Genomic DNA, 13,092 nt, shown 5'->3' on the forward strand with positions numbered 1-13,092 from the left:
CGGACCACCACATAGCCTCAAATGGCCTGCAGTACCAGGCGGATCCCACCGACAGGGCCGGCCATGTCGCCCTCTCCCGCCAGATTCGGGGTCGACCATGTACACCACCACCCTCAACGAGACGAGCAGGCCGCTCGCCGGTTCCTCCCCGCGGGCGCGCTCCGCCGCCCGCCCGCTCGGCGTCCCGCACCTGACGACTCCGGCGGGCCGTCCCCCGCAGGGCGGGGCGGCACTCGCCCGGGAGGCCGTCGTGGCCCTCCCGGCGGAGGTCCGCTGGGTTCCGGTGGCACGCCGCTGCATCGTGGCCGTCCTGGCCCAGTGGGGAGTCCCGGCCACCGACCGGGAGGCCGCCGAGCTCGTCGTCGGCGAACTCGCCGCGAACGCCGCCGAGCACGGCCACCGCGACATGACCGTCCGGGTGTCCCTGCACGCCGGGGACCTGTGGATCTCGGTGACGGACTCGGGCGCCCCGGGCCTGCCCCGGCCCGCCGGCGACGCCGACCCCGATGTGCACGGCCGGGGGCTCGCCATCGTCGAACTCCTGGCCCGGCGGGTGCTCGTCCGGCAGGGCCCGCTCGGCCGGCGGGTCGACGTCGCCCTCCCCCTGAACGGCCGCTTCGGCTCGGACGGTTGACCGGTTCCCCCGGGCGGTTGACCGGAGCGTGATCCTGGGCATCATCCCCTCCCGTCCCCCCACACCTGTCGGGAGCCCCCATGCTGCGCGGCATCGACGTGAGCGCCTACCAGTCCTCCTCCTACGGCACGGACGGCCTCTCCTTCGTCTTCATCAAGGCGACGGAGGGGCGTTCGTACGTCAACCCCAAGCTCGCCGCCCAGACCAAGCACGGCCGCGACGCGGGTCTGGTCGTCGGCTTCTACCACTTCCTGTGGCCGGGCAACCTCACCGCCCAGGCCGAGTACTTCCTGAGCAAGGCCCCGGACCGGCCCGGCGACCTGCTCGCCGTGGACTGGGAGACGACGGGCGAGGGCACCCACGCGAGCAACGCGGAGAAGGACCGTTTCCTCCGCAAGCTGAAGGAACTCAGGCCGCACAACAGGGTGGTGCTCTACTGCAACCGCCACTACTGGCTGAACGTGGACACGACCTCGTACGCCGGCGACGGTCTGTGGATCGCCGACTACGTCACCGCGGGCAAGCCCCGCATCAAGGCCAAGTGGCGCTTCCACCAGTACACGGACGACCCGCACGACAAGGACGTGGCGAACTTCCCCAGCCGCGCCGCACTGCGGGACTGGGCCACACTCTAGGGTGACCCGCATGGATGGCAGAGTCACCGCGGTCAGCAGCAACGGCGTCTACTCGTTCACCAAGCCCAACCGGGAGAGTGTCACGCTCGTCGCCGGGTTCGGGGTGGAGGGGGACGTGCACGGTGGGGCCACGGTGAAGCACCGGTTCCGGATGGCCAAGGACCCCTCGCAGCCGAATCTGCGGCAGGTGCATCTGATCCACGGGGAGTTGTTCGACGAGCTGCGGGCCGCCGGGTTCGAGGTGGCGGCCGGGCAGCTCGGGGAGAACGTCACCACCCGGGGGATCGATCTGCTCGGGCTGCCCACGGGGGCGCGGCTGCTGCTCGGGGACGAGGCCGTCGTCGAGGTGACCGGGCTGCGCAATCCGTGTGCGCAGATCGACGGCTTCAAGAAGGGGCTGCTGAAGGAGGTCGTCGGGCGGGGCTCCGACGGGCGGCCGCGCTTCAGGTCGGGGATCATGGGCGTCGTCGTCGCCGGTGGCGTGGTGCGGCCCGGGGACAGCGTCAGGGTCGGGCTGCCGGGCGGGCCGCACCGGGCGCTGGAGGTCGTCTGAGGCGGCGGCTGTCAGCCGCGGAAGTCCGCCGGGCGCTCCGGGCTGGCCGCCTCCAGCGCCCTGGTCACCGCCTCGACGTCGCCCCGCATGCCGGAGACCGGGGTGCCGGGCTGCTGGCGCCAGGAGTCGTCGAGGCCGCCGGTGTCGACGGTGTCGAAGCCGAGTTCGTCGATCAGCGCCCGGACCTTCGCCTTGGCCGCCTCGTCGTCCCCGGCGACCGGCAGCGCGATGCGGTCGGGGTCGCCGGCGGGACGCGGCCGCTCCAGGAGGTCCTGGGCGTAGGTGGCGTTGAACGCCTTGACCACCGGGTGGCCGAGCTGCTGCTCGGTCCAGCGGCTCTCGGTCAGGCCCTCGTCCTCGATCGCCGCGATCCGGCCGTCGCGCTGCCGCGGGTAGTAGTTGCAGGTGTCGACGACCACGACGTCGTCGGCGGCCTCGTCGAACAGGCCCTTCGGCAGGTCGGGGACCGCCTTGAGCGGGACGGCGACGATGACGATCCCGGCGCCCCGGGCGGCCTCCTCCACCCGCACGGGCGTCGTCCCGGTCTCCTCGGCCAGCTCGGTGAGCGTGTGCGGGCCGCGCGAGTTGGCGACGGAGACCTCGTGGCCGAGGGCGGTGAGCCTCCGGGTCAGGTTGCCGCCGATGTTGCCCGCACCGATGATGCCGATCTTCATGGCTCAGCCCTTCAGGTTCGCTGCGCTTGGTTCGGTTTCCGGGCGAGAACCCGGCGTTATGCCCGGCTATTCCCGGTTTGCGGGCCGAACGGGTGACGGCATCAGATCCGCACGACGATCTTGCCGGTGTGGGCGTTGGACTCCATCAGCCGATGGGCGTCCCGGATGCGTTCGAGGCCGTCGAGGACCTCCCCGACCACCGGGCGCAGGGTCCCGTCGGCGAGGCCGGAGCCCAGGTAGTGGGCGGCGCGGCGGCGGCCTTCGGCGGTGCCGGTGAGGACGAAGTTGCTGTAGCCGTGGACGGTGAGGGGCCACTGCATCGGCAGCACCGTGGGCTGCCCGTCCAGCCAGCCGTAGCAGATCAGGTACCCGTCCTCGGCGGCCGCCCCGCCCAGCGCCGCGAAGCCCGGACCGCCGATCGCGTCCAGGACGATCCCGGCGCCCTTGCCGCCGGTCAGCCGCCGGGTCTCGGTCACCACGTCCTCGTCGTCGGTGACGATCACGTGCTCCGCGCCCAGGTCGAGCAGCCCCTTGCGCTTGGCCTCGGTGCGGGTGGTGACGACGGGCACCGCGCCGGCCCGCCGGGCGACCTGGATGGCGGCCGTGCCGACGCCGCTGGAGCCTCCGGTGATCAGCACATGGTCGCCGGGTGCCATACGGGCCCGCTCGACCAGCGCGCCGTACGCCGTCGTGTACGTCAGCCAGGCCGCGGCGGCCGTCACCTCGTCGACGCCCTCGGGGCGCGGTACCAGGGTGTGCTCCGGCATCAGGACGCGGTCGCCGTAGACGCCGTGGGTGTCGAGCGGGAAGTTGGCGGCGGTCAGCACCGGGTCGCCCGGCGCGAAGGCGGTCACGCCCTCGCCGACCGCCTCGACGGTGCCCGCGGCCTCGTAGCCGTTGCGGGCGGCGGGCAGGGTGGGCTGGTAGAAGTAGCCGCCCGAGCGCAGAAGGGCCTCGGCGCGGTTGAGGGCGACCGCGGCGACCCGGACGAGCACCTCGCCGGGGCCGGGGTCGGGCAGTTCGGTCTCCTCGACGACCAGGACGTCGGGACCGCCGATCTCGTGAAAGAGCACGCTGTGCGCGGAAGTTGGCATGCCGTCGACGCTACGGCCGCGCGGTGAGACGATCCATGCCCGTCTGTCTCGGTTTTCTGTCCGTGCGTCTCGCCGGTGGCGGTGCGGCGGTACGGTGCGGGGCATGGACGTACTCAGCGACGCCGTCGCCGCGATGCGCGCCGGGCGGCCGCACTCGGGCCTGCGGTACAAGTACGGCCCCTGGGGGACCCGGTTCCAGGCCACGGACGGGGCCGGCTTCCACGTGGTGCTGCGCGGCTCGGCGTGGCTGCTTCCGGCCCAGGGCGAAGCGGTCGCGCTCGGCCCGGGGGACGTGGTCTTCCTCGCCCACGGACGCGGACACGGGCTGGCCAGCGCGCCGGGTGAACCCCTGGAGGACTTCGGCCTGGGCGCGGACGGCCGCTGGCCCGATCCGCCGCCGCCCCCGCCGGGAGCGCCCGAACCGCACACGGTCATGCTGTGCGGCGCGTATCTGCTGGACCGCAGCCGCGCCCACCCCTTGCTCACCGAGCTGCCCGAGGTGGTGCACCTGCCCGCGCGGGTCGGCGCCCCCGGCGGGCTGCGGGCGGCGGTGGAGCTGCTGGGGCAGGAGCTGGCGGAGTGCCGGCCCGGCTCCTCCGCCATCATCGCCTCGCTGCTGGACACCCTGTTGCTGTACATCCTGCGCGCCTGGTGGGAGCGCGAGCCGCGGGACGCCGCGCACCAGGGCGGCTGGGCGGCAGCGCTCGCCGACCCGGCCGTCTCCGCCGCCCTGCACGCCCTGCACGACGACCCGGCCCGACCGTGGACGGTGGAGGAACTCGGCGCCCAGGGCGGCCTGTCGCGGGCGGCGTTCGCGCGCCGGTTCACCGCGCTGGTCGGCAGGCCCCCGCTGGCGTATCTGACGTGGTGGCGGATGACCACGGCGGGCCGGCTGCTGCGCGCGGAGGACCTTCCGCTGCGCCAGATCGCCGAACGCGCCGGGTACACCTCGGAGTTCGCGTTCGCCAAGGCGTTCAAGCGGGAGTACGGGGTGGCGCCGGGGCAGTACCGCAGGAGCGCGTCCTAGTCCGGCGGGAAGGGGTTCTCCAGTTCCCTGCCGACCAGCGCCACCGCCTCCTCGGCGTCGCCGTCGGCGATCGCCCGGCAGATCGCCTCGTGAGCGTCGTCGGCGGTGTTCGGGTCGTCGTGGCGCAGGCCGGTCAGGGCGAGGAGTTCCACGAGTCCCTTGCGCAGGACGGGCGTGAACTGCGCGAACAGCCCGGACAGGACGATGTTGTGCGCGGCGGCGACCACGGCCGCGTGGAAGGCGATGTCGGCGTCGACGAAGGCCTCGTCGTCGGCGTCGGCCGCCGCGCGCCGGCGCTCCAGTGCGGCGCGGATCGCGGTGACGTCCTCGTCGGTGCGGCGCTGGGCGGCCAGCCGGGCGGCGTGCACCTCGACGGCGGTGCGGACCTCGTAGACGTCGGTGACCGCGGCCCGGCGCAGCTGGGCGGGCCAGTCCTCGGCCGGTTCGGTGGCGGTGACGAAGACGCCGGCGCCGTGCCGGGGCCTCACCAGCCCGGCGCCGGCCAGCGCGCGCAGCGCCTCGCGCACGGTGGAGCGGCCCACGCCGAGTTCCTTGGCGAGGGTGGTCTCGCCGGGGAGTTTGCTGCCGACGGGCCAGGTGCCGTCGGCGATCTGCGCGCGCAGCCGTTCCGCGGCCTGTTCGACCAGGGGGCTGGGACGGAGGGGGCCGGCCGGGGTCACCGGGGCCCTCCCGGGTGTGCGATCACCGTTCACTTCTCCAACTTGTCTGAGGAGTTCGCCGTTTCCACTTGTCTGAGGAGCTGAGCAGTCGCTAGCGTACCGATCATGACGCTTCGCGGTCTCCTTCTCCTCGGCTGCCGCGGCGGGGTTTGACGCGACCGGCGCCCCGCCGCGGGACGCCGTGCTGCCGGTCACCGTCCGACCGAGCCGAAGGGCAGCCGACGATGACCATCACCACCGACCGACCCCTGTGGAACCCCCAGCGTCCCAGCGGGATGCCGTACCACCGCTACCGCCCCTTCCACGAACGCGTCCGCGTCCCCGTCACCGGCCGCGCCTGGCCCGACGCCCGGCTGGAGCGGGCCCCGCTGTGGGTGCCGGTCGACCTGCGCGACGGCAACCAGGCGCTGGCCGAGCCGATGGACACCCCGCGCAAGCGCCGCCTGTACGACCTGCAGGTCTCCATGGGCTTCAAGGAGATCGAGGTCGGCTACCCGTCGGCCAGCCGCACCGACTTCGACTTCGTCCGCCACCTGGTGACCGCCGGCGCCGTCCCGGACGACGTCACGCCCGTCGTGTTCACCCCGGCGCGCACGGACCTGATCGACCGCACCTTCGAGGCGATCGAGGGCCTGCCCCGGGCGGTGGTCCACCTGTACGTGGCGACCTCGCCGGTGTGGCGGGACGTCGTCCTGCGCCGGGACCGGGGCAAGGTGCGGCGGATCGTGCGGGAGGCCGCCGAGCTCATGGCCCGCCGGGCCGGGGACGCCCCGCACATCCGCTTCCAGTTCTCCCCCGAGACCTACAACCTCACCGAACCCGACTTCGTGCTCGAACTGTGCGACGGCCTGACCGAGTTCTGGGACGCGTCCCCGGACCACCCCGTCACCCACAACCTGCCCGCGACCGTGGAGATCGCCACCCCCAACGTCTACGCGGACCAGATCGAGTACGTCCACCGGCACCTCGCCCGCCGCGACAGCGTCATCCTCTCCGTCCACCCGCACAACGACCGCGGCACCGGTGTCGCCTGCGCCGAACTCGCCGTGCTCGCGGGGGCGCAGCGCGTCGAGGGCTGCCTGTTCGGCAACGGCGAGCGCACCGGCAACGTCGACCTGGTGACCCTCGCGATGAACCTGTACGCCCAGGGCGTCGACCCGATGATCGACTTCGCCGACATCGACGCCGTACGGGAGACCGTCGAGCACTGCAACCGGCTGCCGGTGCACCCGCGCCACCCCTACGCCGGCGACCTGGTGTACACGGCGTTCTCCGGCACCCACCAGGACGCCATCAGCAAGGGCCTGGACCACCACGCCCGCACGGCCAAGGAGCTGGGCGTGCCGGAGGCGGACGCGCCGTGGGAGGTGCCGTACCTGCCGATCGACCCGGCCGACGTGGGCCGCTCCTACGAGGCGGTCATCCGGGTCAACTCCCAGTCCGGCAAGGGCGGCATGGCGTATCTGCTGCGCACCCGTCACGGCCTGGACCTGCCGGCGCGCATGCGGCCCGACTTCTCGCGGATCGTGCAGCGGGCCACCGACGACAGCGGCCGTGAGGCGACCCCCGGCGAGCTGTACGCACTGTTCCGGGGCGCCTACCTCACCGAGGGCGAGATCCGGCTGGGGGCCTGGTCCGCCCCCGGGGACGGCACCGGCTTCGTGTGCACCCTGCACACCGGCGAGCGCGGCTACGACCTGGAGGGCACCGGCACGGGCCCGCTCACCGCGTTCGCCGACGCGCTGGCCGGCGCGGGGTACGCCGTCCAGGTGCTGGAGGTCGCCGAGCACCCGGTGGAGGCGGGCACGCTCGCCTACGCCGAGTGCCGGGTGAACGGGGTCACGGCCTGGGGCGCGGGCGAGGCCGGCTCGGCGCTCACGGCCCAGGTGCGGGCGGTGCTCTCGGCGGTGAACCGGGCGGTGGCCGGGTGACGGACGTCCTGCGCGCCGAGGACGTCCACGTGGTGCGCGAGGGGCGGCCGATCCTGCGGGAGGTGTCCCTCACCGTCCGCGCGGGTGAGCACTGGGCGCTGCTCGGCGCCAACGGGGCCGGCAAGTCCACGCTGCTCAGCCTGCTCGGCGCCCGCGTCCACCCGACCCGGGGCCGGGTCGAGGTGCTGGGCCGCCGTCTGGGCCGGGTGGACCTGCGGGAGCTGCGCGCCCACGTCGGCCATGTCGACCCGCGCCACGCGCCGGCCGGGCCGCTGCGGCTGCGGGACGTGGTGCTGACGGGGCTGACGAACTCCCCGGCGCTGCTGCCCCGCGTGCGCCCGACCCTGCAGCAGGAGGCGCGCGCCGACCGGCTGCTCGCCACCCTCGGCCTGGGCGAGCTGCGCGAGGCGCGCTGGCCCACGCTCTCCCAGGGGCAGCGCGGCCGGACCCTGATCGCCCGCGCGCTGATGCCCGAGCCCCGGCTGCTGCTGCTCGACGAGCCCGCGACCGGCCTGGACCTGCCGGGCCGGGAGCAGCTCATCGAGTCCCTGGACGCACTGCGCCGCGAGCACCCCCGGCTGGCGACGGTCCTGGTCACCCACCACCTGGAGGAGCTGCCGGGGCACACCACGCACGCCCTGCTGCTGCGCGACGGCCGCGCCCTCGCCCAGGGTCCGGCCGCGGACGTCCTCACCGGCGACCAGCTGGGCAAGTGCTTCGACCTGCCGCTGGAGCTGGAGCGGCACGGCGGCCGCTGGAGCGTACGCATCCGGCACCGGTCATGACGAGGGGGCGCCCGCCGGTGACCGGCGGGCGCCCCCTGGTGCGTCACGTCACTTGTTCAGGTGCGCCCAGAACTCGTCGAAGGACAGCAGCTTGTCGCCGTTGAGGTCACGGGACTTGATGATGGCCTCGGCCACCGCCTCGGTGACGTTCCAGTCACCCTCCTGGGCCAGGGCGGTCTTGAACTCGGCGGCGGTGATGAAACCGTCACCGTCCGCGTCGATCCGCTCGAACTGCTTACGTGCTTCCTCGATGTCCGCCACCGATCCGCCCCTTTATGTCGCGTTTCTTACTCGTGCCGGCGTAGTGCCGCAGGTCAGATTAACGGCCCACGCGCGCACTGAGTGCGGCGACCACCCACGCGAACTCCTCCGTGTGGGCCGACCGGCGTTCCTGTCCGTTCACGACGGCCGACAGCTCGCGGTACCGCGCGAGCCGCGCGTTGGAGACGGCCGTCAGGCGTTCCAGGACCGCCGCCGGGTCGGCGTCACCGAGCAGCCCGCGTAGCACCTCCCCGGCCTCGGGCCTCTCGGGGGCGATGCCGGCCCGCAGCGCCTCCCCGGCGAGCTGGACCAGGCGGCTCATGAACCACAGCGACGACCCGGGCGGGACGTCGGGCCCCCGGTCCGCCGCGTTGAACTCGATCATCCGGCGCATCAGCGCGCGGAACTCCGGGTCCTGGATCAGCTCGGCGAGCTCCACCCAGGCGTCCACCTGCTCGGGCGTCGGGTCGTCGGGCAGGTCGGCAGCCGTGAACCGGAGCCGGGTGCGGATGTCCGGGTCGGCCGTGTCGAGCCCGTCGAAGACCTCCGCCATGAAGTCGTCGACGATCCGCCTGCGCTCGGCCGCCGACAGCCGCGCCAGTTTGTTCATCAGGGTCATCTCCTCCGCCGTCGAGCCACGTCGTGCCACGCTCGACAGCACCGCCCGGGTCACCTTCAGCGACCGGATCTGCGCGTCCAGCGCCGCCACGTGCGCGGCGGCCACCTCGGCGACCGTCCGCTCCCCGGCCAGCACCTTGCGCACGTCGTCCAGGCCGAGGCCCAGCTCGCGCAGGGTGCGGATCAGCTCCAGGCGGGCGGCGGACCCGGCGTCGTAGAGCCGGTAGCCGCCGGACGAGCGGGTCACCGGGGTCAGTACGCCCTCGTCGGACCAGTAGCGGATGGTCCGCACGGTCAGGCCCGTGGCGCGGGCCAGCTCGCCGATGGTGAACAGACCGGTGCCGTCTTCGATCATGTGTGTGAGTCTGGGCCTTCCAGTGGGTGGAGACTCAAGGAGCACAGCGGTGGAAACCTTGGCGGACATTGTCGACGCGGCGGCACGCGGCGTCTTCCCGCCGCCGGACGGCGGCACGACGGTGGTCCCGCAGGAGAACGCGCGGGACGCCGGGGTGCTGTCCTTCACCGCGCACTCGGTGATCTTCACCGACGAGGACCCGGAGTGGGTGCACGCCGCCCTGGAGGCGACGGACTGCGACCGGCTGGCGGCGACGCTGAACCCGCTCTTCCTCGCCGCGTTCCTGCGGCGCACCGGCCGCACCACGGAGACCGTCGACGCGCTGCTGGTGGGCTCCGCGCTGCCGGGCGAGCCGGAGGTGGCGTTGAAGGAGATGGCCGGCGACCACCCCCGTATCGCCTACGCCCGCCGGCGCCGCGACGAGGTGCGTGCCTGGTCGGCGGACGGCGGGGTGCTGGTGCTGGGCCGGGGCGTGGCCGGACGGCTGGAGGTGTCGGTGGAGATCGACGAGGACGCACGGCACCGGGGGCTGGGCCGGGCGCTGGTGACGGCGGCCCGGCAGCTGGCCGGGGAGCCGCTGTGGGCGCAGGTGGCGCCGGGCAACGCCCGCAGTGCGCGGGCGTTCCAGGCGGCCGGCTACCGGCAGGTCGGCGCGGAGGCGCTGCTGCGCTCCCGGTGAGGGCGGTCAGCGGAAGATGCCGGTGTGCCCGAGGGAGTAGCGGCCGGGCTGCGGATAGACGGCGAGGCCGTGCGGGCCGCTGCCGACCTTGATGCGGGCGAGCTGCTCGCCGGTGCGGGTGTCGATGGCGTACACCTCGGCGTCGTAGCGCCCGGACAGCCACAGCACCTTGCCGTCGGCGGAGACGCCGCCCATGTCGGGGCTGCCGCCCTGGGGCAGGCGCCACTTCTTGGTCAGCTTGTTCCGGGTGAAGTCGAAGACGGAGACGGTGCCCTCGCCGCGGTTGGAGATGTACATCTCGCGGGAGTCGCGGCTGATGTAGAGGCCGTGGGCGCCCTTGCCGGTGGGCAGCAGCGTGGGCGTGGTGAACCTGTCGCCGTCCAGGACCCACATGCCGTCGGCCATCATGTCGGCGATGTAGAACCTCTTGCCGTCGGGTGAGATCTTGACGTCCTGCGGCATGGCGCCGTGGAACGGCAGCTTCTGCTGCCCGATCACCTTCATCGAGGCCGTGTCCACCTTCAGCAGCTCCCCGCTGAACTCGCAGGAGACGATGAAGTAGCGGCCGTCCATGGAGTAGTCGGCGTGGTTGACGCCGTAGCAGGAGACGGGGACGGTCTTCACCGGCTTCATGGTGTGGGCGTCACGGAAGACCAGTTCCCGGTCCAGGGAGGCCATGACGACGGCGTACTTGCCGTCGGGCGTGAAGTAGAGGTTGTACGGGTCGTGCACGTCGACCGTCTTTCCGGCCTTGCCGGTGCGCGGGTCGATGGGGGTCAGGGTGTTGCCCTTGTCGTTGTTGACCCACAGGGTCTTCAGGTCCCAGGACGGCACGACGTGCTGCGGCTGGCGGCCGACCGGGATCGTCTCGGTCACCTTGTACGTCTTGGGGTCGATGACGGTGACCGTGTCCGACTCGGTGTTGGGCACGTACACCCGGGAGGGGAAGTCCTTGACCACCGGTGAGAGCTTGCCGGGGCGGTCGGCGGCGTAGACGTCCTTCGGGTCGAGGACGGGCGGCATGCCGGGCAGGCCGGGCACGGTGTTCTGCTTCCTGGCCGGGGCGGGCAGGGCCGCCTCGGTGGTCTCGGCGGCGGTGTGCCCCTTGCCCGGGCTGCCGCAGGCGGCGAGGACGGCGAGCGCGGCGCCGGCGATCAGGGTGCGGGTCGTTCGCTTCAGGTGCATCAGCCGATCAGCTCCGTGGTGGTGACCGCGCGCAGGCGGCGACGGTCGAGTTCTTCCAGTACGGCGGGGAGCGCGGCGACCGTGTCCCGGTAGCCGAAGTGCAGGCTCACCACGGAGCCGGCGCGGACCTCGCCGAGGACCTTGCGGGCGACGGCGGCGGCGCCGGGCGCGGTGTAGTCGAGGGAGTCGACGTCGTAGGACAGGACGTGCGGGTAGCCGGCCTCGGCGGCGAGGCGGGTGACGAGCGCGGAGGCGCGCGGGGCGCGGGAGGGGCGGAACCAGGTGCCGATGGAGCCGGTGAGCTTCCTCAGCCGGTCGGCGCAGCCGGTGATCTCGGCGCGCGCCTCGGCTTCCGGCATCGCGTTGATGTCCACGTGGCGCTGGGTGTGGTTGCCGAGGTCGTGGCCGCCGTCGAGGATGCGGCGGGCCAGCTCCGGGTGCTGGTCGAGCCAGGTGCCGACGGCGAGGACGGTGAGGCGGGCGCCGTGCCGTTCGGCCTCGGTGAGCAGCGCGCGGGCGGTCGCGGGATCGCCCTGTCCGTGGAAGGTGAGGGCGACGCGGGGCCGGGTGCGGGGGCCATGGCCGATCTGGGCGGGCTGGTTGGGGTAGGCGCGGGGGGCCGGGGCCGCCTGCGGCGAGCGGGCGGCGCTCTCGGGGTGGGCCGCGACGGGCCGGACGGCGGCACCGTGCGCGGAGCAGGCGGGGGTGAGCGCGGTCCCGGCGAGAAGTCCGGTGCCGGCGCGCAGGGCCGTGCGGCGGTCGGGTACGGTCACCCGACCATTTAAAGGGCGAAGTGTCGCAAATAGGGCTATTCACCCGGTCGCCGCACCCAGCGCGGGTCGCTGTCCTGCGAGGAGCGGCGTGTTCCGGCCGTCGGGCGCGGGTACATCGTTCGGGCCATGGCCGGACACCGCGTCGCCGGGAGGGCCGCATGCGCCGTGCACCCCGCGCCCTGGCCAGGACCCGTGTGATCGGAGCCCTGGTCACCCTGGCCCTCGCCGTCGCTGAGATCCCCTTGGCCGCACTGGCGTTCCGGGAGCACAAGCTGTGGGCGTACGGCCTCTTCGAGCTGCTGCTCGTCGCGGGGGTGGTGAGCCTCGCCATGACCGTCCTCGGCGACGACGACGATCCTCCGGGCCCTGGCGGCGACTACCAGGGCGACGGCGGAGTGGGCCTCGGCATCTGAACCGCCGGCCGGCCCCGCCGGCTCAGCGGTCGCCCACCCGCATCTCGAACCAGGTCGTCTTGCCCCGGGGCAGCAGGTCCACGCCCCAGCGGTCGGCGATCCGGTCGACCAGGAACAGGCCCCGGCCGCTGATGTCCATCTCACGGACCGGCATCAGACAGGGCAGCCCCCGGGAGGGGTCGCGGACCTCGACGCGGATGCGACCGCGCGGCCGGCGCATCCGGAGGCCGAAGACGCGGGCGCCGGTGTGCCGGACGGCGTTGCCGACGAGTTCGGAGACGAGCAGGACGGCGTCCTCGGTGAGCTTGGGGGTCAGGCCCCAGTGGCGCAGGATCACCACCTGGGTCAGCCGGCGCGCGGTGGCCGCGGACTCGGGGCGGGACGGCAGCGGCACATCGTGTTCCGCCGGATTGCCGAACAACTCCAGCGCCTTGAGCGCCCGTTCGTCCTCCACCGCGGGCGACCAGCGCGCCGCCGCCACAGCACGGCCGTGTCCCCGCGGCTGCTCGATGCCCTCCAGCCCCGCCATGCCCCCATCATGGCCGTCCGCAGGGGACTTGGGGGGCGTTCTGCTGGAATACGCCCCCCGGACGCCCCCGTTCCACGCCTTTCGGACGTCATATGCGGCTGGCATTTCGGGGCTTACCGCAGCCTGGCTGACCTGGGACGACGGCTCGACCGGAGGCAATCGACAGGCTCCCTCGACGCAACAGGCTTAAGGTCGCCTTAAGGCTCCCATAAACCGCTCCATCGAGGGACACCACATCGGACGGAACGTCAATTGCAGGTGGACGG

16 protein-coding genes are annotated in these 13,092 nt (G+C 73.3%); 8 read left to right on the top strand and 8 right to left on the bottom strand.

Translation table 11 applies throughout. The features are described 5' to 3' along the window. Positions 1–97: 97 nt before the first annotated feature. From C3489_RS03825 to C3489_RS03835, 3 genes are all read left to right on the top strand, one after another. Positions 98–634, top strand: coding sequence for an ATP-binding protein (locus C3489_RS03825; protein WP_103779859.1), 537 nt, complete (start codon positions 98–100; stop codon positions 632–634). Positions 635–714: 80 nt separating this feature from the next. Next, positions 715–1,269 carry a glycoside hydrolase family 25 protein gene (locus C3489_RS03830; RefSeq protein ID WP_103779861.1) on the top strand — a complete coding sequence of 185 codons (555 nt, stop codon included), beginning with the start codon at positions 715–717 and terminating at the stop codon, positions 1,267–1,269. 10 nt (positions 1,270–1,279) lie between these two features. Continuing rightward, positions 1,280–1,822, top strand: a complete 543-nt coding sequence (locus C3489_RS03835; protein ID WP_103780126.1) for an MOSC domain-containing protein — start codon at positions 1,280–1,282, stop codon at positions 1,820–1,822. Positions 1,823–1,833: 11 nt separating this feature from the next. On the opposite strand, the gene C3489_RS03840 is transcribed toward C3489_RS03835, so the two are convergent. Next, positions 1,834–2,496: an NADPH-dependent F420 reductase gene (locus tag C3489_RS03840; RefSeq protein WP_103779863.1), complete on the bottom strand. Its 663-nt coding sequence runs from the start codon at positions 2,494–2,496 to the stop codon at positions 1,834–1,836. 101 nt (positions 2,497–2,597) lie between these two features. Continuing rightward, a complete protein-coding gene (locus tag C3489_RS03845) occupies positions 2,598–3,590 on the bottom strand; it encodes a zinc-dependent alcohol dehydrogenase family protein (protein ID WP_103779865.1) in 993 nt (330 codons plus the stop codon). A 103-nt stretch (positions 3,591–3,693) separates the two neighbouring features. On the opposite strand from C3489_RS03845, the gene C3489_RS03850 reads away from it, so the two are divergent. Further along, positions 3,694–4,617, top strand: coding sequence for an AraC family transcriptional regulator (locus C3489_RS03850; protein WP_103779867.1), 924 nt, complete (start codon positions 3,694–3,696; stop codon positions 4,615–4,617). On the opposite strand, the gene C3489_RS03855 is transcribed toward C3489_RS03850, so the two are convergent. After that, on the bottom strand, positions 4,614–5,297 hold the full coding sequence (locus C3489_RS03855; RefSeq protein ID WP_103779869.1) for a FadR/GntR family transcriptional regulator: 684 nt from the start codon (positions 5,295–5,297) through the stop codon (positions 4,614–4,616). The genes C3489_RS03850 and C3489_RS03855 overlap by 4 nt on opposite strands. A 224-nt stretch (positions 5,298–5,521) precedes the next feature. Here C3489_RS03855 and C3489_RS03860 point away from each other — a divergent pair, with 224 nt between their 5' ends. Together C3489_RS03860 and C3489_RS03865 are read left to right on the top strand one after the other, a co-directional pair. After that, complete coding sequence (locus C3489_RS03860; RefSeq protein ID WP_103779871.1) at positions 5,522–7,228, top strand: 2-isopropylmalate synthase; 1,707 nt, start codon at positions 5,522–5,524, stop codon at positions 7,226–7,228. After that, positions 7,225–8,013 carry an ABC transporter ATP-binding protein gene (locus C3489_RS03865; RefSeq protein WP_103779873.1) on the top strand — a complete coding sequence of 263 codons (789 nt, stop codon included), beginning with the start codon at positions 7,225–7,227 and terminating at the stop codon, positions 8,011–8,013. Before C3489_RS03860 ends, C3489_RS03865 begins: the two co-directional genes overlap by 4 nt. A gap of 48 nt (positions 8,014–8,061) precedes the next feature. Here C3489_RS03865 and C3489_RS03870 read toward each other — a convergent pair whose 3' ends face one another. Both C3489_RS03870 and C3489_RS03875 read right to left on the bottom strand, forming a co-directional pair. Then, a complete protein-coding gene (locus tag C3489_RS03870; protein ID WP_103779875.1) occupies positions 8,062–8,274 on the bottom strand; it encodes an EF-hand domain-containing protein in 213 nt (70 codons plus the stop codon). A 58-nt stretch (positions 8,275–8,332) separates the two neighbouring features. Then, a complete protein-coding gene (locus C3489_RS03875) occupies positions 8,333–9,247 on the bottom strand; it encodes a MerR family transcriptional regulator (protein WP_103779877.1) in 915 nt (304 codons plus the stop codon). A 49-nt stretch (positions 9,248–9,296) separates the two neighbouring features. Between C3489_RS03875 and C3489_RS03880 the strand changes: the two genes are divergently transcribed. Beyond that, positions 9,297–9,926 (top strand): GNAT family N-acetyltransferase, encoded by a 630-nt coding sequence (locus C3489_RS03880; protein WP_103779879.1) that lies wholly within the window; start codon positions 9,297–9,299, stop codon positions 9,924–9,926. A 6-nt stretch (positions 9,927–9,932) separates the two neighbouring features. Here C3489_RS03880 and C3489_RS03885 read toward each other — a convergent pair whose 3' ends face one another. Together C3489_RS03885 and C3489_RS03890 are read right to left on the bottom strand one after the other, a co-directional pair. Continuing rightward, the gene (locus tag C3489_RS03885; RefSeq protein ID WP_103779881.1) at positions 9,933–11,111 is read right to left on the bottom strand and encodes a YncE family protein; all 1,179 of its coding nucleotides are present in this window, start codon (positions 11,109–11,111) and stop codon (positions 9,933–9,935) included. Further along, positions 11,111–11,884, bottom strand: coding sequence for a polysaccharide deacetylase family protein (locus tag C3489_RS03890; protein WP_103779883.1), 774 nt, complete (start codon positions 11,882–11,884; stop codon positions 11,111–11,113). Before C3489_RS03890 ends, C3489_RS03885 begins: the two co-directional genes overlap by 1 nt. Positions 11,885–12,042: 158 nt before the next feature. Between C3489_RS03890 and C3489_RS03895 the strand changes: the two genes are divergently transcribed. Continuing rightward, a complete protein-coding gene (locus tag C3489_RS03895; RefSeq protein ID WP_103779885.1) occupies positions 12,043–12,297 on the top strand; it encodes a hypothetical protein in 255 nt (84 codons plus the stop codon). 22 nt (positions 12,298–12,319) lie between these two features. Here the strand turns inward: C3489_RS03895 and C3489_RS03900 are convergent, their stop codons facing one another. Further along, positions 12,320–12,826: an ATP-binding protein gene (locus tag C3489_RS03900; protein ID WP_181139476.1), complete on the bottom strand. Its 507-nt coding sequence runs from the start codon at positions 12,824–12,826 to the stop codon at positions 12,320–12,322. Between the last annotated feature and the right edge of the window lie 266 nt (positions 12,827–13,092).

This window comes from Streptomyces sp. Ru71 (assembly GCF_002920535.1).
Lineage (GTDB): Bacteria > Actinomycetota > Actinomycetes > Streptomycetales > Streptomycetaceae > Streptomyces.